Origin of the sequence: Tsukamurella sp. TY48 (assembly GCF_019656655.1) — a bacterium.
Taxonomy (GTDB): Bacteria; Actinomycetota; Actinomycetes; order Mycobacteriales; family Mycobacteriaceae; genus Tsukamurella; species Tsukamurella strandjordii.
Genome location: NZ_BPMV01000002.1, coordinates 978,675 through 997,387 on the forward strand (window position 1 = coordinate 978,675; position 18,713 = coordinate 997,387).

At 70.2% G+C, this 18,713-nt stretch carries 15 protein-coding genes; 5 read left to right on the forward strand and 10 right to left on the reverse strand.

Features of this window, described 5'->3' with window-relative positions; genetic code table 11:
• Positions 1-21: 21 nt before the first annotated feature.
• Complete coding sequence (locus tag TTY48_RS20435) at positions 22-483, reverse strand: nuclear transport factor 2 family protein (RefSeq protein WP_220659442.1); 462 nt, start codon at positions 481-483, stop codon at positions 22-24.
• Between the two features lie 99 nt (positions 484-582).
• On the opposite strand from TTY48_RS20435, the gene TTY48_RS20440 reads away from it, so the two are divergent.
• Entirely contained in the window at positions 583-903 is a 321-nt protein-coding gene (locus TTY48_RS20440; protein ID WP_255585860.1) for a YchJ family protein, read from the forward strand.
• A 56-nt stretch (positions 904-959) separates the two neighbouring features.
• Here TTY48_RS20440 and TTY48_RS20445 read toward each other — a convergent pair whose 3' ends face one another.
• The 4 genes from TTY48_RS20445 to TTY48_RS20460 all read right to left on the reverse strand — a co-directional run bounded on the left by TTY48_RS20445 (position 960) and on the right by TTY48_RS20460 (position 3,929).
• Complete coding sequence (locus tag TTY48_RS20445) at positions 960-1,442, reverse strand: DUF5130 domain-containing protein (RefSeq protein ID WP_220659443.1); 483 nt, start codon at positions 1,440-1,442, stop codon at positions 960-962.
• Entirely contained in the window at positions 1,429-1,683 is a 255-nt protein-coding gene (locus TTY48_RS20450; protein ID WP_220659444.1) for a hypothetical protein, read from the reverse strand. The genes TTY48_RS20445 and TTY48_RS20450 overlap by 14 nt, the downstream gene beginning before the upstream one ends.
• A 63-nt stretch (positions 1,684-1,746) precedes the next feature.
• On the reverse strand, positions 1,747-2,334 hold the full coding sequence (locus TTY48_RS20455; RefSeq protein ID WP_220659445.1) for an HNH endonuclease: 588 nt from the start codon (positions 2,332-2,334) through the stop codon (positions 1,747-1,749).
• A gap of 143 nt (positions 2,335-2,477) precedes the next feature.
• Entirely contained in the window at positions 2,478-3,929 is a 1,452-nt protein-coding gene (locus tag TTY48_RS20460; RefSeq protein WP_220659446.1) for a diguanylate cyclase, read from the reverse strand.
• A 79-nt stretch (positions 3,930-4,008) separates the two neighbouring features.
• On the opposite strand from TTY48_RS20460, the gene TTY48_RS20465 reads away from it, so the two are divergent.
• The gene (locus tag TTY48_RS20465; RefSeq protein ID WP_220659447.1) at positions 4,009-4,413 is read left to right on the forward strand and encodes a globin; all 405 of its coding nucleotides are present in this window, start codon (positions 4,009-4,011) and stop codon (positions 4,411-4,413) included.
• A gap of 64 nt (positions 4,414-4,477) precedes the next feature.
• A complete protein-coding gene (locus TTY48_RS20470) occupies positions 4,478-6,073 on the forward strand; it encodes a glycoside hydrolase family 13 protein (protein ID WP_220659448.1) in 1,596 nt (531 codons plus the stop codon).
• A 7-nt stretch (positions 6,074-6,080) separates the two neighbouring features.
• Here the strand turns inward: TTY48_RS20470 and TTY48_RS20475 are convergent, their stop codons facing one another.
• Entirely contained in the window at positions 6,081-6,566 is a 486-nt protein-coding gene (locus TTY48_RS20475; protein WP_220659449.1) for a DUF4188 domain-containing protein, read from the reverse strand.
• Between the two features lie 75 nt (positions 6,567-6,641).
• Between TTY48_RS20475 and TTY48_RS20480 the strand changes: the two genes are divergently transcribed.
• The gene (locus TTY48_RS20480; RefSeq protein ID WP_220659450.1) at positions 6,642-7,259 is read left to right on the forward strand and encodes a MerR family transcriptional regulator; all 618 of its coding nucleotides are present in this window, start codon (positions 6,642-6,644) and stop codon (positions 7,257-7,259) included.
• Positions 7,260-7,271: 12 nt separating this feature from the next.
• On the opposite strand, the gene TTY48_RS20485 is transcribed toward TTY48_RS20480, so the two are convergent.
• The 4 genes from TTY48_RS20485 to ettA all read right to left on the reverse strand — a co-directional run bounded on the left by TTY48_RS20485 (position 7,272) and on the right by ettA (position 14,496).
• Positions 7,272-7,916 (reverse strand): hypothetical protein, encoded by a 645-nt coding sequence (locus TTY48_RS20485; RefSeq protein ID WP_220659451.1) that lies wholly within the window; start codon positions 7,914-7,916, stop codon positions 7,272-7,274.
• A complete protein-coding gene (locus TTY48_RS20490) occupies positions 7,913-8,389 on the reverse strand; it encodes a thioesterase family protein (protein ID WP_220659452.1) in 477 nt (158 codons plus the stop codon). Before TTY48_RS20490 ends, TTY48_RS20485 begins: the two co-directional genes overlap by 4 nt.
• A 9-nt stretch (positions 8,390-8,398) precedes the next feature.
• Positions 8,399-12,523 carry an NAD-glutamate dehydrogenase domain-containing protein gene (locus TTY48_RS20495; protein WP_255585862.1) on the reverse strand — a complete coding sequence of 1,375 codons (4,125 nt, stop codon included), beginning with the start codon at positions 12,521-12,523 and terminating at the stop codon, positions 8,399-8,401.
• A 299-nt stretch (positions 12,524-12,822) separates the two neighbouring features.
• A complete protein-coding gene (gene ettA, locus TTY48_RS20500) occupies positions 12,823-14,496 on the reverse strand; it encodes an energy-dependent translational throttle protein EttA (RefSeq protein WP_220659454.1) in 1,674 nt (557 codons plus the stop codon).
• A gap of 291 nt (positions 14,497-14,787) precedes the next feature.
• On the opposite strand from ettA, the gene TTY48_RS20505 reads away from it, so the two are divergent.
• Positions 14,788-18,705 carry a bifunctional nitrate reductase/sulfite reductase flavoprotein subunit alpha gene (locus TTY48_RS20505; protein WP_220659455.1) on the forward strand — a complete coding sequence of 1,306 codons (3,918 nt, stop codon included), beginning with the start codon at positions 14,788-14,790 and terminating at the stop codon, positions 18,703-18,705.
• The last annotated feature ends 8 nt before the right edge of the window (positions 18,706-18,713 follow it).

The following is an 18,713-nucleotide window of genomic DNA, read 5'->3' on the forward strand; positions in this document are numbered from 1 at the left end:
CGGGGGCCGCGGCCGTCGGGGTCAGCTGATGAACGGGTGTCCGCTCACCGTCTTGCCCGGATCGTCCTGGATCACGTCCCAGTGCTCGACGATCTTGCCGTTCTGAACGCGGAAGATGTCGGCGACGGCCTGCGCCTTGCCGTCGTAGACGGACTTCGCGTAGACCACCACGATGTCGCCCTCGGCCACGATCCGCACGATGCTGGACTTGTACTTCGGGTCGGCGACCACGGGGCCGAGCACCTTGACGAAGGCCTCGCGGCCGTCGGCGACCTCGGGGTTGTGCTGGATGTAGGTGTCGCCGATGTAGCGCTGCGCGGCCCCGGCGATGTCCTTGTTGACGAAGCCCTCGGTGTAGAAGGCGGTGACCACCTGCTTCGGCGTCGTGGGGGCCGCCGTCGCCGGCGCCGCGGCGAACAGGAGGGCGCCGATGGCCAGCAGGGCGGCGATCGCGGTGCGCAGACCGCGTCGGATCTCGGTCATGAATCCACCAATCATTGAAGGTTCAAGTATCACTGTCATCGAACCACCAGCGGACGCGAGCACACAAGGTGATCCCGCCGACAGCGGTAGGCTGCCGCCGTGACCGACACCCCACCCCGCACAGCCGAGGCACTCATGCGTTCGCGGTTCGCCGCCTTCCGCGACGGCGATGTGCAGTGGCTCCTCGCGTCCTGGCACCCCGATACCCGCCCGCGGGATCTCACGCTCGACGAGGACCGCACCTGGCGCGGCCTGCAGATCGTGGACACCGTGGCGGGCACCGAGGACGACGCCGAGGGCATCGTCGAATTCCGCGCCACCTTCCTCGAGGACGGTGAGCTGGGCGTACTGCACGAGCGATCGCGCTTCGTCCGCGAGGACGGGCGCTGGTTGTACGTCGACGGCACCTTTCCGGACTGACCGCGCGCACGGAAGAGCCCCGGACCGATGTGGTCCGGGGCTCTTCGCGAAGCGGGTTACGCCGTGGGCGGCTTCACGGCCGAAGCCATGACGCGCAGGGCGGCGATGAGGCCGTCGATCAGGTCGCCCTTCTGGAAGGGCGGGATCGCGGCGGTCACACCGAGCTGGGCGACCTTGTCGCCGAGGCGGTCGGCCACCTCGCGGCCGGTGACGACCACGATGTCCTTGGTGTTCGGCGACACCGCGATCAGTGCGCCGTACTCGGGCTCGGGTGCCTGCCGCAGCACGGCCTCGGCGCCGGCGTGGATGTCGTCACCCAGGTCGCCGATGTACACCGAGAAGCGGGCCTTGGCGTCGCGGGTGGCGCGGATCAGCGCCTCGTCGAGGCCGATCAGCTCCTCGCGGGAGAAGGGCGGATTGCTCGGGCTGTTGCCGGCCTGACGGGCCGCCGAGATGCGTCCACTCGACGTGACGACCGTGCCCATGGGCAGGTCCGACGAGGGAACGGCGACAGCGTTGCCGTGATCACCACTTGCCACTTGCGGCACCTCCGATCAGGTTCTCGTCCGCACCGTCGTGATGCGCACCGTACGGGGCCACGGGGGCCTCGTCGACGGCGCTGAACAGCAGGGGCTCGCGCGTCCACGGCTCGCCCAGCTTGTACTCACCCGGCTGCTGGTACTTCTCGTTGCGACCGGTCGCCATCGAGATCACCGTGAGAAGGACGATCACGATCGTGGCGATCACCGTGATCGTGCCGACGATGTTGAGGATGCTCACCTCAGCCCCTTTCCTGCCGCCGAGGCACCCGGCGGCGTGCGGTCATTCGTGAATCAACTTAGCCTATGCCGCATCCAGGTCGAGATACCGACTCCACATCGGGTCGACCTCTTTGAGCGTCGAGAGCAGCCGCCAGTGCCGCCCCTGCGGTGCACGCGGCTCCGTGCGCAGGGTCCAGCCCAGCTCGGAGAGCAGGCGGTCGGCCTTGCGGTGGTTGCACGAGGCGCAGCAGGCCACGCAGTTCTCCCAGCCGTGACCTCCCCCGCGCGATCGTGGGTGCACGTGATCGATGGTGTCGGCCTTGCCGCCGCAGTAGCCGCACCGGAACCGGTCTCGATGCATCAGCGCGGCACGCGTCATCGGCACCTGCGCCCGGTACGGCACCCGCACATAGGTGCGCAGCCGGATCACCGAGGGCACAGACAAGGAACGGTCCGCTGAATGCACCAGCGGACCGTTCGGATCGTCATGGACCACGTCGGCCCTATCCCTGAGCATGAGGACTATCGCCCGCCGCATCGAGACCGCGGTCAGTGGCTCGTAGGTGGCGTTGAGGAGCAGGACGCGCCGCTTGCCCCACGCCGTGCGATCGGGGCGGGAGTCGGCGAGCGCCGTCGTCGCGGTGACACCCGCGCCGTGCGTTCGCTTCATCGACTCTCCTCACGTCTGTCACGGCCCCGCCGCACCCGGCGGAGTCGCCGTTAGTAGTGCACCACGCCGGCGGCGGTTCCGCACGCTGATTTCGGCGCATTTCCCCGGGCGAACAGGCGGACGGACGGTGAACGACGGGTGACCTAGTCCGCGACGACGCGGTTCCGGCCCGCAGCCTTGGCCTGGTACAGCCGACGGTCCGCCTCGCGCAACAGCAGGCCCGGTGTGGTGGCGGCGGCCGGTCCGGACGCTCCGCCGCAGCTCACCGTGACCGGCCGCGAACCGTCGTGCGCGAGCCCGAGCTCGAGCACCGCGGCGCGGATGGTCTCGAGGACCGCTGCGAAATCGAGTTCTCCCACCATGATCAGTGCCAGTTCGTCGCCGCCGTAGCGGGCCGCGATGTCTCCGCCGTTCATCGGGACCCGCGCCACCACCGAGGCGAGCTGCCGCAGCGCCCGGTCACCCGCGGTATGGCCGTGGGTGTCGTTGTAGCGCTTGAAGTCGTCGACATCGATGAGGGCGAGGTGCACGTCCCGGCCGGTGGCACCGGCCGAATGCCAGGCGGCGCTGAGCGCCCGGGTGAATCCGCGGCGATTGGCGATGCCCGTGAGGTCGTCGATCTCCGCGAGCCGCTCCAGTTCCAGCGCCTCCCGCTCGACCCGGCGCCGTTCGGCGACCTCGGCGCTGATGTCGGCGGAGACGCCCACCATCCGCAGGATCCTGCCGCGGGGGTCGCGTTCGATGACGCGGCCGCGGCCGCGCACCCAGAGCCACTCGCCGGAGCGCGTGCGTAATCGGTGCTCGCAGGAGTACTCGGGGCTCTCGCCGCGCATGTGGCTGCTCATCGCCATCAGTGCCGCCTCGAGATCATCGGGATGCACCCGGCTCTCCCATTCCCGTGCGCTGTCGCCGACCTCGTCCTCCTCGTAGCCGAGCATCGTCTTCCACCGGGAGGAGTAGAAGACGGCGCCGGTCGCCAGGTCCCAGTCCCAGATCCCGTCGCCCGAGCTGTCGACGGCCACCTGCCAGCGGGCCTCGGCGCGCGCGAGTGCTTCCGCCGAACGCCACGTCTCAGTGACATCGCGGGAGACGCCGATCAGGCCGATGATGCGGCCGAAGGGGTCGCGGTAGGGCGCCTTGAGGGAGCGGTAGATCCGCCACTGTCCGCCGATCAACCCTTCCTCGTGGATCTCCAGCGGCATCCCGGTCGTGATGACGCGCTGGTCGTTGGCGCGGAGTTGCTCGAAGGTCTCCGGGGCGAAGAAGCCGCTGTCGTCGTGTCCGAGGACCTCGGAGATCGGCCGGTCGGTGGCCTGCACCACCTCGAGCGCGGCGGCGTTGAGGAAGAGGTACTTGCCCTCGGTGTCCTTGACGTAGAGGGAATCGGGCGCGGCGTCGGCGATCGCCTGGACGTGGCGCAGGCGGCGCAGGTCCGCCATATCGGCGGTCGAGTCCACCGCCGCGCTGAGGGAGTCCACCAATCGACGCAGCCGAGCGATCTCGGCGAGCGCCTCCTCGAGGCCGACGGCACCGTCGCCGACGCCATCGCGAGCGGTGTCCCGCTCGCGATCAGCACCTGCTTCGGATTCCTTCACGGCTCGACAGCGTAATCCTGTGTTGTGAGCCTGCAACAGCGGAGCGGGGCGCATCGTCGGCCGTGCGAGACTGGAGGGTGTGAGCAGCCCCAGCCAACCGACCTTCTACGACGCCGTCGGCGGAGCCGAGACCTTCCGCGACCTGATTCACCGGTTCTACGTGGAGGTGGCCGCGGACGAGCTCCTGCGGCCGCTGTACCCGGAGGAGGATCTGGGGCCCGCGGAGGACCGCCTGCGCATGTTCTTCGAGCAGTACTGGGGCGGTCCGCGCACGTACTCCGAGCGCCGGGGGCACCCGCGGCTGCGGATGCGCCACGTGCCCTTCCGGATCACCGAACTCGAGCGCGATGCCTGGCTGCGGTGCATGGACGTGGCGATCGCGTCGATCGGCGACGACCGCATGGACCCGTCCCGCAAGCAGGAGCTCAGGGCCTACTGTGAAATGGCTGCCCAGATGCTCGTGAACACCCCGATGGGCGCCTGAGCGGCCCCACCCGAAGGCCCAGCACGATTCCCGGCTCACCCGTCCGGGAAGAACGAGGAGTGAGATGACGCCGCCCGCCGGCCAGTACGACGATTCCGCGCCGTGGTGGAAGGACGCGACCTTCTATCAGATCTACCCGCGCTCGTTCTCCGATTCGAACGGCGACGGCGTCGGCGATCTGCGGGGCGTCATCGACCGGCTGGGGTATCTCGAGCTGCTGGGCATCGATGCGCTGTGGCTCTCGCCGGTGATGCGCTCCCCCATGGCCGATCACGGTTACGACGTCTCCGATCCGCGTGACATCGACCCGTTGTTCGGCAGCCTGCAGGACATGGACGACCTGATCCGGGCTGCGCACGCGCGCCGGATCCGGGTGACGATGGACCTGGTACCGAACCACACGTCGGATCAGCATCCGTGGTTCCAGGCCGCACTGGCGGCGGGCCCCGGCAGCCCCGAGCGTGACCGGTACATCTTCCGCGAGGGCCGCGGACCGAACGGCGATCAGCCGCCGAACAACTGGCCCAGCATCTTCGGCGGTCCCGCGTGGCATCGCGTCACGGAGGCCGACGGCCGGCCGGGCCAGTGGTACCTGCACATCTTCGCGCCCGAGCAGCCGGACCTGAACTGGCACAACGAAGACGTCTTCCAGGACCTCGCGAACACGCTCCGGTTCTGGTTGAACCGCGGGATCGACGGCTTCCGCATCGATGTGGCGCACGGTATGGCCAAGCCGGACGGTCTGCCGGACATGGACCTGGCGAACAACAAGATCATGGACAACGACGAGAACGATCTGCGGTTCAACGATCCCGGCGTGCACGCGATCCACCGCCGGATCCGCTCGGTGATGAACGAATTCCCGGGCCGGGTGACCGTCGGCGAGATCTGGGTCAAGGACAACGACCGGTTCGCGGAGTACATCCGGCCGGACGAGCTGCACCTGGGCTTCAACTTCCGGCTGGCCGAGGCCGCCTGGGACGCCCGCGAGATCCGCGATGCGATCGACAATTCGCTCATCGCTGTCGAGTCGGTGGGCGGCATCCCCACCTGGACCCTGTCGAATCACGATGTGCCGCGCGAGGTCACGCGGTACGGGGGTGGCTCGTTGGGTGAGGCGCGGGCGCGGGCGATGATCCTGGTGGAGCTGGCGCTGCCGGGGACCGCGTTCCTCTACAACGGGTCGGAACTCGGCCTGCCGAACGTGGACCTACCCGACGACGCGCTGCAGGACCCGACCTGGGAGCGCTCCGGCCACACCGAGCGCGGCCGCGACGGCTGCCGGGTGCCGCTGCCCTGGCAGGGCACGCTGCCGCCGTACGGCTTCTCGACGAACCCGGACACGTGGTTGCCGATTCCGGCGGACTGGAAGGACCTCACCGCGGAGGCCGAGCTCGAGGACCTCGACTCCACGCTGACCCTGTACCGGACGGCCCTGGAACTGCGCCGGATGCGGCCGGAGTTCCAGGGCGACGCGATCGAGTGGTTCGGCTCGCCGCGCCCCGGCGCGCTGGCCTTCCGCCGTGTCGGCGGCCGGCTCACCTGCGTGCTCAACGCCTCCGAGGCCCCGGTCGAGCTGCCCGCCGGCGAGGTGATCCTGGCCAGCGCACCGCTCGTCGACGGCCTGCTGCCGCCGAACGCGTCCTGCTGGCTGGCCTGACCCGCGATCAGGCGCCGATGCGCTCGCGCGAGGTGCGGCCCCGCCGGGCCAGAGGTTGGGCACCGACCGCCGCGGCCAGGCCGACGGGGTTGGACAGGTCGCCGTAGATGCTCTCGTGGGCGCCGGCGGGCACGCGGTAGGTCTCGTGCCAGATGCCGACCCGCGACGCCCCTGCCGTGTGGGTCATCGAGTAGAACTTCAGCCACGCCGGACGGTGCTCGAAATCGGTGGAGTGCGAGTACCGCTCGAGGTCCTCGAAGCTGCGCCAGTACTGCACCACGAGCGGGCCGGAGGGTGCGATCGCATTGAAGCCGCCGAGGTAGCCGATCGCTCCACCGCGAGCGCGATCGCGTTCGATCTCCACCTGCATGCGCCGCATCGAGCGCCCGACGAAGAGGGTCTGGTCCAGCCGCCATGTCCGCCTGGGCTGCATGCCCAGGAGGAACACGACCAGGTCGCCGTCGTGGGTGTCGGTCTGCATGTCGTGGTTCATGAGCGTCTCCCTGAGTATTGGATAGTGCTACTACCCATATTGGAGAGTGTAACTATCCCATGTCAAGATCGAGGCATGAAATTGTCCGAGCTCTCCGCCGAGACCGGCGTCAGCACCGCCTCGCTGAAGTACTACCTGCGGGAGTCGCTCCTCGCCCCCGGTGAACCGGTCACCAAGACGCAGTCGGAGTACGGGCCCGAGCACGCCGAGCGAGTACGGCTGATCCGTGCGCTGGTCGAGTCCGGCGGGCTGTCCCTGGCGCAGGTGCGGCGCGTCCTCGACGCGCTGGACAGTCCGGCGGTGCCCCGGCACGACCTGCTCGGGGTGGCACAGGAGGCCCTCACCGAATCCACCGCGTTCGTCGGTGATCCCGAGTGGACCGCACTCGCGGCGGCGTTCGTCGCCGACCGCGGCTGGCGCATCCAGGACGGCGACGTGCTCATCCCGCAGCTCGGCGCGCAGCTCAAGACCCTGGTCGCCAGCTGCGATGTGGGCGGGCAGGAGACGCTCGCCCGGTGGGCCGACGCCGCGGAGACCATCGCGGCCGCCGATCTGGACACCCTCTCCGACGACGATGCGCAGGCCCTTCGTACCGCCGTGGTGGGGACGGTGCTCTCGGACAAGGTCCTGCAGACCCTGCGCCGCCTGGCACAACAGGACTGCACGGCACGGCGGCTCGATCCGGTGGACTGACCGGGCCGCGCGTCAGACCAGCAGACTCGGCCCCGCCTCGCGTCGCTGGTAGAGCGAGCCGTAGCGCGCATCCACCCGGACCCAGGTGGTGGACGCCGATACTCGGACGGGTTCGTCCGCACCGTCGGCGGAGAAACCCATGGCCTCCAACGAGAACGCGGTGCGCAGACCGATCGGCACCGTCTGTCCGGCGCCGCTCACGCTGACCACGTCGGAGTCCAGCAACGACTGCGGCGGGCCGGCGGGTCCACCGGCCTCGCGCCCCACTTCGACCCCGCGCTCGGCCACCCGGCGCAGCGCCGCCGCCGGCACGTCGTCGACGTGCACGAAACCGTCGGTCGGCGGCAGCGCGCCGCGCCAGGCGGAGTCGAGTGCGAAGCCCACGTCCACGTAGCCACCGTCCAGGCCCGACGGATCGGCGCGCACGGATTCGAGGACCGTCGTCGCGCTGCACACCAACGATTCCGGCGCGACCGAGCCCGCCAGAACGCGGACCACCAGCACGCCGAATCCGGTGCGGCCCCAGATCTCCACGCGCTCGTCGTCGCGGCGGCGCACCCGCAGGACCGCCGAATCGTCCGTGCGCAGCAGCCGGGTGGCGAAGGCCGCGAGGTCGGCCCGCGCCGGCCCCGGGACGGTGAGCCGCCGATCACTCACCGGGAGAACGACTTCAGGTAGTCGCGCTGATCACCGGAGAGGCGCCGCACCCGTTGCTCGGCCACGTCGAAGGCGGCCAGCCGCACCGTCGCGACCACCGCGGGCGCCGTCCCCGGGTCGGCACCGACCGGCCGCACCTCGTGGTGCACCACGAAGTCGGCCGCTCGCACGGCGGAGGTGCACAGCGTCACCTGCAGCGGCGAGTCCTGGTGCCGCAGCTGCCCCCGGTACTCCACTTCCAGCTTGGCCAGGAGCAGCCCGTCCAGGAGGTCCCGGGTGGGCGCATCGGGTGCGAACAGCAGCGGGATCCGCGCCTCCTCGAGCAGCGTCACCATGCGGGCGTTGTTGATGTGCTGGTAGACGTCCATATCGGACCAGCGCACGTCGACCGGCACGGTGAGGCCCGCACCGCCGTCGTCGAAGGTGGTCCGGACGCCGGTGACGCCCGCTGCGGTGAAGCTGTACTCGGTCACCCCGCCACGCTAGCCGACGCTGCGCAGCACCGACCTCAGCGCCCGCGTGGCCACCGACAGCGTCGACTCCTGGTTGACGCGCGCGTCGCCGTCCTCGGCGTCCAGGATCTCGGCCAGCAGCGACCGCACGCGCTGCAGGCTGCGCGCGTTGTGCGACTCCCAGTCCGCGATCTTCTGGTCGGCGGGCTCCTCCGGGTCGGTGAAGTTGAGCACCTCGACGGTGATGGCGCGCAGCGCCCCGTACAGGTCGTCGCGCAGGGCGAGCCGCGCCATCTCGCTCCACCGGTCGCCGCGCGGCAGTTCGGCGACGGCGCCCAGCATCCGGTCCACGCGCAGGTGCTGCATGAGCGCGAAGTAGAGGCGGCCCACCTCATCGTCCTCCCGCTCGGTGATGTCGGCGATGTCGATCACGTCGAGCAGGCTGAACCGGTACAGGGCGCGACTCACGCTGAGCGCGAGATCGGTGGGAACCCCGGCCGTCTCGGCCCGGTCGGCGGACGCACAGGCCTGCGAGTCGTACTCGATCCCCCACTCGCCCATCGCCGCGGTCAAGGCGGCGATGCGGGTCGCGTACCGGTTGACCTCGGCGCCGATCGCGATCGGTTGCGGCCGGTTGTTGAGCATCCACCGCGCTCCACGGTCGAGCACCCGGCGGCTCTCCGCGAGGAGCGCGGCGGTCTCGGCCGCCGAGACCGGGAGCTCCCGGATCCGGCCCCAGGTGGCGGGCAGGTCGAAGACGCGGCTCACGGCCACGAAGGCCCGCACGGCATCGCTCGCACCCGCGCCCGTCTCCTCGGAGAGCCGGAAACCGAAGCTGACCCCGGCGTTGTCCACCAGCTCGTTGACGGCCTGGGTGGCCACGATCTCCCGGCGCAGCGGATGCGCGAAGACGGCCTCGCCGGCGCGCTCGCGGAGCCGGTCGGGGAAGTAATCGGGCAGACGCGCGGCGAGCGCGTCGTTATCGGGCAGATCGCCCGCGAGCAGATCGTCCTTGATCGACAGCTTCACGTGTGCCATGAGGTTCGCCAGCTCGGGTGAGCTGAGCCCCTGGCCGGACGCCTGCAGCTTGTCGGTCTCCTTCTTGGTGGGCAGTGCCTCCAGGCGCAGGTCCACGCCGCGGTTGCGGGACAGGTCCGTCAGGATGCGGGCGTGCACGTCCACCATCTTCGGTGCAAGCGAGCGCTCCACCGACAGTGCGAGGTTCTGGGACACGTTGTCCGCCAGCACCAATCGCGAGACGTCATCGGTCATCGAGACCAGGAGGTCGTGTCGCTCCGCGGGCTCGATGGCGCCCGCCGCGATCTGCCGGTCCAGGAGGATCTTGATGTTCACCTCGTGGTCGGAGCAGTCCACACCGGCGGAGTTGTCCATGGCATCGGTGTTGATCCGGCCGCCGTTGCGGTCGAACTCGATGCGGCCGAGCGGAGTCACGCCCAGGTTGCCGCCCTCACCGATCACCTTGGCGCGCACCTCGTTGCCGTTCACCCGGATGGCGTCGTTGGCGCGGTCGCCCACCGCCAGATCGGTCTCGGTGGACGCCTTGACGTAGGTGCCGATTCCGCCGTTCCACAGCAGGTCGACGGGGGCCAGCAGCACGGCGCGCATGAGCTCGGGCGGTGTCAGCTCGGTGACGTCGTCGGGCAGGGCCAGCGCGGCGCGCACCTCCGGGCTGATGGGCACCGATTTCTGGTCGCGGCTGTACACGCCGCCGCCCTTGCTGATCTTGTCGGTGTCGTAGTCCTTCCACGACGAGCGCGGGAGCGCGAAGAGGCGTTGCCGCTCGGCGAAGCCCACCGCCGCATCGGGGTTCGGGTCGAGGAAGATGTCGCGGTGGTCGAACGCGGCCACCAGCCGGATGTGTTCGGACAGCAGCATGCCGTTGCCGAAGACGTCGCCGCTCATATCGCCCACACCGGCCGCGGTGAAGTCCTCGGCCTGGGTGTCGATCCCCATCTCGCGGAAGTGCATCTTCACCGATTCCCACGCGCCGCGGGCGGTGATGCCCATGCCCTTGTGGTCGTAGCCCTCGGAGCCGCCGGAGGCGAAGGCGTCGCCGAGCCAGAATCCGTATCCGGCGGCCACGTCGTTGGCGATGTCGGAGAACGAGGCGGTGCCCTTGTCGGCAGCCACCACGAGGTAGGTGTCGTCCCCGTCGCGGCGGACCACGCGCTCGGGCGGCAGCACCTCGCCGTCGGGTCCGAGGTTGTCGGTCACGTCCAGCAGGCCGGAGATGAAGGCCCGGTAGCAGGCCACGCCCTCGGTGCGCTGCGCATCGCGGTCGACGGCGGCGTCGCCGGTGAGCTCGGGCGGGTTCTTGACCACGAATCCGCCCTTGGCGCCCACGGGAACGATGACGGCGTTCTTCACCGCCTGGGCCTTGACCAGGCCGAGGATCTCAGTGCGGAAATCCTCCCGCCGATCCGACCAGCGCAGGCCGCCTCGGGCGACCATGCCGAACCGCAGGTGCACTCCCTCCACGCGCGGCGAGTACACGAAGATCTCGAAGCGGGGCCGCGGCTTGGGCGCCTCGGGGATCCGGCCGGGCTCGAGTTTGAGCGAGATCACCGGCTTCTCGGCGAAGAAATTGGTGCGCACGGTGGCCTGCACCACGTGCAGGTAGGCCCGCAGGATCCGGTCGGCGTCGAGGCTGGTGACGGCCGCGAGCGCCGCCTGGACATCGGACTCGGCCCGGACGGCGGCGTCCGCGTCCGCAGCCACCGGGTCGAAGGCGGCGCCCCAGAGCCGCTGCAGCGCGAGGACGGCGTCGCGGTGGTCGAGCAGCACCTGGGCCATGTGGCCGGGGCTGTAGCCGAAGCCGCACTGCCGCAGGTACTGGCCGATGGCGCGCAGCAGCGCCACCCGGCGCCAGTCGAGTCCGAAGGCCAGGATCAGCTCGTTGAACCGGTCCACCTCGCACTCGCCGCGCCACACGGCTGCCGCGCCGGCGCTCGCCAGGCCGCGGCGCTCCTGCAGGTGCGCCGGTAGATCGGCCTCGGGCACTCCGGCGACGACGGCGTCGCGGAGCGCCTTCGGGGCGCGCAGACCGAAGTCGTACACGGTGCAGGTCACGCCGTCGGGGCGGCGCACGGTGTACGGCCGCTCATCGAGCACCTCCACGCCGAGCGACTGGAGCACGGGGAGCAGCTGCGACAGGGTGACCCGTCCCCCGGTGAGGAACATGGCGAACCGCAGCCCGCCCTGGTCGCCGGGCGGCTCGTAGAACACCAGGTCCATGCCCTCGGCGGGGAGGGCGTCGATGCGCACGACATCGGCGAGCGCGAGCTCGGGAGCCTGGTCCTCCTTGTAGTTCGGGGAGAAGCCGGGGAGGTAGGTGCGAACGGTGTCGACGTCGGCGCCGGATGCTGCCGCCGCAGCGAGGACGTCCTCGTCCCAGGTGCGGCTGGCCTCACCGAGCCGGCCCCTGATGCGCGCCTCGTCCTCCGCCCGGAACACCGGGACGGCCGATTCGTCGCGCGGGAGGAGTACGAATTGGATTCGGGCGATGGCTGATTCGGTGACCCGGGCGGTGAACCGATCGACCCGCATGCCGGTCTCGTCTTCGAGGACGTCGATCAGCACGCCCCGCGCGCGCGAGGTGTACCGGTCGCGGGGCAGGTAGACCAGGGCGGTGGCGAACCGGGCGAGCTTGTCGGTGCGCAGGAACAGGGCGAGGTCGCCGTCGCTCAGTTCGCGCAGGCCGCCGAACACCCGCGCCAGCTCGTCCTCGTCGCCCACGATCAGCCGGAGCCGGGGGAAGGTCTGGATGTACTCCATGAGCCGCTGGTTCTGCGAATCCGCCGGGTCCACGCCGATGCGGGTGAGCACGCGCTCGATCTTCGCTCCCACCATCGGGATGTCGAAGACGTTGTCGTGCAGGCCGAGCACCGTGAGCGCCATCGCGTAGCAAACGGTGGGACCACCGTCGCCGGGCGTGGCGGCGAGCAGGAACGGGGCGCCCGCTGCGTCGCCGAGCGGCTGCGCCAGCTCGACCACCGAGATGTCGCCGGGGGCGGGAGTCGGCAGGGCGTCGAGCACGGCGCGCACGGCAGGCGCCGGTTCGGTCAGCACGCCGGTACCGGCACCGTCGCTCCAACTGCCGAGCACCCGGGCGTTCCCGTCCGCGAGCCACGTCATGAAGTCCGACGGGGACCGTCCCGGCGGCTGCGTCGACACCGACGCAGCGGTTCGGGAAAATGCGGACTGATCGATCGCGGACAGCGCCACGGGCGTGCTCCTCCTGCGGGTCGTGGCAGCGGACACGCGAAATGCAGGGTCAGCACGCGGCGCCGTTGCCAAGGTGTGACGGAGCTTCTAGCTCCGCCGACCACACTACGGCCGGACCGGGGGCTACGGGCCAGTAATGAACGACGACGGCGCCCACCACCTCGGAAAGGAGTGGGCGCCGTCGCCGGTGCGCAGTGGGACCGCGGAGATCAGTCGCGGGTGAGCTTGCGGTGCGTCACCGCGTGCGGACGCGCCGCCTCGGCGCCGAGCCGCTCGACCTTGTTCGCCTCGTAGGCCTCGAAGTTGCCCTCGAACCAGAACCACTGGCCCTCTTCGACATTGCCCTCCCACGCGAGGATGTGGGTGCAGGTGCGGTCCAGGAACCACCGGTCGTGGGAGATCACCACGGCGCAGCCGGGGAACTCCTGCAGGGCGTTCTCGAGCGAGCTCAGGGTCTCCACGTCGAGGTCGTTGGTCGGCTCGTCGAGGAGGATCAGGTTGCCGCCCTCCTTGAGCGTCAGGGCCAGGTTCAGGCGGTTGCGCTCACCACCGGAGAGCACCTCCGCGGGCTTCTGCTGGTCCGGACCCTTGAAGCCGAAGGCGCTGACGTAGGCGCGCGAGGGCATCTCGTTCTGGCCGACGGTGATGTAGTCCAGTCCGTCCGAGACCACCTCGAACACGGTCTTCTTGGGGTCGATGTTGGCGCGGTTCTGGTCGACGTAGCTGAGCTTGACCGTCTCGCCCACCTTCACATCGCCCGAGTCCGGGGCCTCCAGGCCGACGATGGTCTTGAACAGCGTGGTCTTACCGACACCGTTGGGGCCGATCACGCCCACGATGCCGTTGCGCGGCAGGGTGAAGCTGAGGTCCTTGATCAACACGCGGCCGTCGAAGCCCTTGTCCAGGTCGGCGACCTCGACCACCACGTTGCCCAGACGGGGCGGCGTGGGGATCTGGATCTCCTCGAAGTCGAGCTTGCGGTGCTTCTCGGCCTCGGCGGCCATCTCGTCGTAGCGCTCGAGGCGGGCCTTGTTCTTGGTCTGCCGGGCCTTCGCACCGGAGCGGACCCACGCCAGCTCCTCCTTGAGGCGCTTCTGCAGCTTCTGGTCCTTCTTGCCCTGCACCTCGAGGCGCTCGGCCTTCTTCTCCAGGTAGGTGGAGTAGTTGCCCTCGTAGCCGTGCAGCTTCCCGCGCTCGACCTCGCAGATCCACTGCGCCACGTGGTCGAGGAAGTACCGGTCGTGGGTCACGGCGAGGACGGCGCCGGGGTAGCTGGCGAGGTGCTGCTCGAGCCACAGCACCGACTCGGCGTCCAGGTGGTTGGTGGGCTCGTCGAGGAGCAGTAGGTCGGGCTTGCTGAGCAGCAGCTTGCACAGCGCGACGCGGCGCTTCTCACCACCGGAGAGGTTGGTCACCTGAGCGTCGCCCGGCGGACAGCGCAGCGCGTCCATGGCCTGATCGATCTGCGAATCGACCTCCCAGGCGTCGACGGCGTCGAGCTGCTCCTGCAGCTTGCCCATCTCCTCCATGAGCTCGTCCGTGTAATCGGTGGCCATGAGCTCGGCCACCTCGTTGTAGCGGCGCAGGTTGACCATCGTCTGGCCCAGGCCGTCCTCGACGTTCTCGCGGACCGTCTTGGTCTCGTCGAGCTGCGGCTCCTGCATCAGGATGCCGACGGTGGCCTCCGGGTCCAGGAAGGCTTCGCCGTTGCTCGGCTGGTCGAGTCCGGCCATGATCTTGAGGATCGACGACTTGCCCGCACCGTTCGGGCCGACCACGCCGATCTTCGCACCGGGGTAGAACGACATCGTGACGTCATCGAGAATGACCTTCTCGCCGTGCGCCTTACGCACCTTCTTCATCGTGTAAATGAACTCAGCCACAGTCCCTGCCCTGTCTCACGCGAATACTGCCACCGGGGTGCCGGGGGCAAACGTCTCCAGCCTACCGACTCCCCCGGCGTCGTCCACACCGGCCGAGGCGTGCCGTCAGTCGCGCGAGCGTACCGCCGCGGCGACACGCTCGCCCGCGATCACGACCGCCATTGCTTCGCATTGTGAATTTTCGGTGCCGATTTCGCTCACACCGCGGGGCGCACGGGCGGGCGGAGGTCGACACACCGCCGTAACAATGAGGCCGAAACCCGGAAACACCGCGCGGGCACCGTGTGCGATATGGACATCGACACGGTGTGCGGGTACTGCGGGGTGGGCTGTGGCCTCACACTGCAAGTACGCGACGGCGTGGTCACCAAGTCCTTCGGCACGCCGAGCCATCCGGCGAACCGCGGCCGCCTGTGCACGAAGGGCAGCACCACCGTCGATCTGCTGACGGCCGGGGGCCGGCAGGCCCGCGCCGAGATGCGCGGGACCCGTGACGACGCCCGGGGCACCGTCGCCCTCGACGAGGCGATCGCCGCGACCGGGCGCCGCCTGCGCGCGATCCGGGACGAGCACGGGCCGGACGCGATCGCCCTCTACGTGAGCGGCCAGATGACGCTGGAGGCGCAGTACCTCGCCACCAAGCTCGCCAAGGGCTTCCTGCGCACGCAGTGGATCGAATCGAACTCACGGCTGTGCATGGCCAGCGCGGGCACCGGATACAAGCAGTCGCTCGGCGCCGACGGGCCGCCCGGCAGCTACGACGACCTCGACCACGCCGACGTCTTCCTGGTGATGGGCGCCAACATGGCGGACTGCCATCCCATCCTGTACCTGCGGATGATGGACCGGGTCAAGGCCGGGGCGAAGCTGATCGTGGTGGACCCGCGGCGCACGGCGACCGCTGCGAAGGCCGACCTGCACCTGCCGATCCGTCCGGGCACCGACCTCGCGCTGCTCAACGGGCTGCTCGCGCTGATGGTCGGCAAGGGCGCCGTGGACCGGGATTTCGTCGACCGGTACACCGAGGGCTGGGACGCTATGCCACCGCTCCTCGAGGAGTATCCCCTCGATCGCGTCGCCGAGATCACCGGTCTCGCCGCCGCCGACATCGATGCCGCCGCCGAGCTCATCGCGGGGGCTGCGAACTGGACCAGCCTCTGGACGATGGGCCTGAACCAGTCCACCCACGGCACCTGGAACACCGTCGCCCTGTGCAACCTGCACCTGGCGACGGGCGCGATCTGCCGCACCGGTTCTGGACCGTTCTCACTGACCGGGCAACCGAACGCCATGGGTGGCCGCGAGATGGGCTACATGGGGCCGGGCCTTCCGGGCCAGCGCAGCGCCCTCGACGACGGCGACCGTGCGCACGTCGAGGAACTGTGGGGCCTGCCGGCGGGCACCATCCGGACCGAGGCGGGCACCGGCACCGTCGAGATGTACCGCGAGATGGCCGCGGGAAACATCAAGGCGGCGTGGATCATCTGCACCAATCCGGTGGCGTCGATGGCGAACCGGTCCACCGTGATCGACGCGCTCCGATCCGTCGACCTGGTGGTGGTGCAGGACGCGTACACCGGGACGGAGACGGCGGAGTACGCCGATGTGGTGCTGCCCGCGGCGCTGTGGGCCGAGACCGACGGGGTCATGGTCAATTCCGAGCGCAACCTCACCCGCACCGTCGCCGCGGTCGCGCCGCCCGGGGACGCGCTGCCGGACTGGAAGCTGATCTGTCTCGTCGCCGCGGAACTCGGCTACGGCGAGCACTTCGACTACCCCGATGCCGAGGCGGTCTTCGACGAGCTCAAGGCCTTCGACAATCCGCGGACCGGATGGGACGTGCGGGGAGTCGACCATGCGCGGCTGGAGCAGGGGCCGGTCCAGTGGCCCGCGCCGCCGGGCGCCCCCGACCGCAACCCCATCCGCTACCTCGATGCCGACCGCGGTCTGCGGTTCGCGACCCCGTCGGGGCGCGCCCGATTCCTGCCGCGCCCCTACCTGCCACCGGCGGAGCTGCCGGACGACGAGTACCCGATGCTGCTGACCACCGGCCGGCTCGCGCACCAGTGGCACACCATGACCAAGACCGGCCGCGTCGCCAAGCTCAACCGCCTCAACCCCGCCCCCTTCCTCCAGCTGCATCCCGAGGACGCGGAGCGGATGGGATTGCGTGCGGGGACGCAGGTGCGGGTGTCCAGCCGGCGCGGCGGTGCCACCCTGCCCGTGGCCGTCGACGAGGCGGTACGCCCCGGAGTCTGTTTCGCCCCCATGCATTTCGCCGATGCCTTCGGAGAGGAGGTGGCCGTGAACGCGGTGACCAATGACGCCGTCGATCCCGAGTCGCTGCAGCCCGAATTCAAGGTGAGCGCCGTCGCGCTGACCCCGGTCCCCGCCGAATCGACGACGGCCGCCCCGGACCCGCAACAGCCGGCCTCGCCCTTGGCGGCGGCGCTCGCGCCGTACACCTCCGGGCCCGGCGAGCTCAGCGCGGAGGCGTCCGGATTCCTCGGTGGCCTCCTCACCGGACTGAGTGCCGCTCCGCCGTCCGGCGTTCCGACGGTGCCGCACTCGGCGCCCCTCGAACCGATCGCCCGCGCTTGGCTCGAGGGCGTTCTCGCCGGTGTGTACGGCTCCGCCGCGGACACCGGATCCCCGGACGAGGGTCCTGCCGTCACCATCGTCTGGGCGTCGCAGACCGGGACCGCCGAGGCCTACGCCGCCGACTGCGCTACCGCCCTGGCCGGCGCGGGGCTCACCACCACGGTGGTCGGCGCGGAGCTGCTCGCACCGTCCCAGTTGACCGGGACCGTGGTCTTCGTGGTGGCCACCACCGGCGATGGCGACGCACCCGACAACGGCGTGGCGCTGTGGGACGCACTCGCTGCGGCCGAACCCGGCGACCTCACCGACCTGCGGTTCTCCGTTCTCGGTTTCGGGGACCCGTCGTACGCCGACTTCTGTGGCTTCGCCCGCAAGCTGGACGCCCGCTTGGAACATCTCGGGGCCACGCGGATCGCGCCGCGCGCCTCCTGCGAACCCGACTACGCGGACACCGCCGCGGCGTGGCTCGGCACCGTCACCACCGCGCTCGCCCCGGGAACGGCACCCGCCAGTACCCCGTCCCCGGCGGATTCGGCGCCGTCGCGGAACCATCCACTGCGCACCACTCTCCTGGAGTCCGAGCGGCTCTCGGGCCCCGGGTCTGCGAAGGACGTCCGCCGGTTCACCTTCGCGCTGCCGGCGTCGGAGCTGCGCTACCGCGCCGGTGACGCGCTCGGCGTGTGGCCGCGGAATTCGGGCGCGATCATCGAGGAGTTCTGCGCCCGCACCGGAGTCGACCGGGACACCGAGGGGCTCGAGCACAAGGACCTCACCCGGATCACACCGGAGCTCCTGCGGTTCGTGGCGAGCCGGTCCTCCGCGGGCGGCGAGCTACAGCCGGTGATCGATGAACCCACCCGATTCGCGCAGTGGACCTGGGGCCGCCAGCTCCCCGATCTGCTCGCCGCGCACCCGGTGACCGCGGACGCCGAGGAGTGGACCGCACTGCTGCGGCCCCTGACTCCCCGGCTGTACTCGATCTCGTCGAGCCCACGGGAGGACCCCGATCGGGTATCGGTGACGGTCTCGGTGGTCGGCTTCGAGCACGAGGGCGTTCGCCGCGCCGGCGTGTGCTCGTCGCACCTCGCCGGCCTGACGGCGGGTGACGAGGTGCGGGTGTTCGTGCAGCCGACGCGTGCCTTCCTCCCACCCGACGACCCGCAGGCCCCGGTCATCATGATCGGTCCCGGCACCGGTGTCGCGCCTTTCCGCGGCTTCCTGCGCGATCGCGCGCACTCCGGCGCGACCGGCCCCAACTGGCTGTTCTTCGGCGAGCAGCACGCCGCCACCGACTTCTACTACCGCGAGGAACTGGACGCATTGACCGCCGACGGTGTGCTCACCCGCATCGACACGGCCTTCTCGCGGGACACGGCGGAGAAGGTCTACGTGCAGGACCGCATGCGGGAGAACGCCGCCGAGCTGTGGCGATGGATCCGGAGCGGTGCGTACGTGTACGTCTGCGGCGATGCGAGCCGCATGGCCCGCGATGTGGACGAGGCGTTGCGCGGCATCGTCGCCGAGCACGGCCACATGGCGCCGCGCAGCGCCGATGCCTACGTGGCGGCGCTCTCGGCCGAGCACCGCTACGTGCGCGACGTCTACTGACAGCTCAC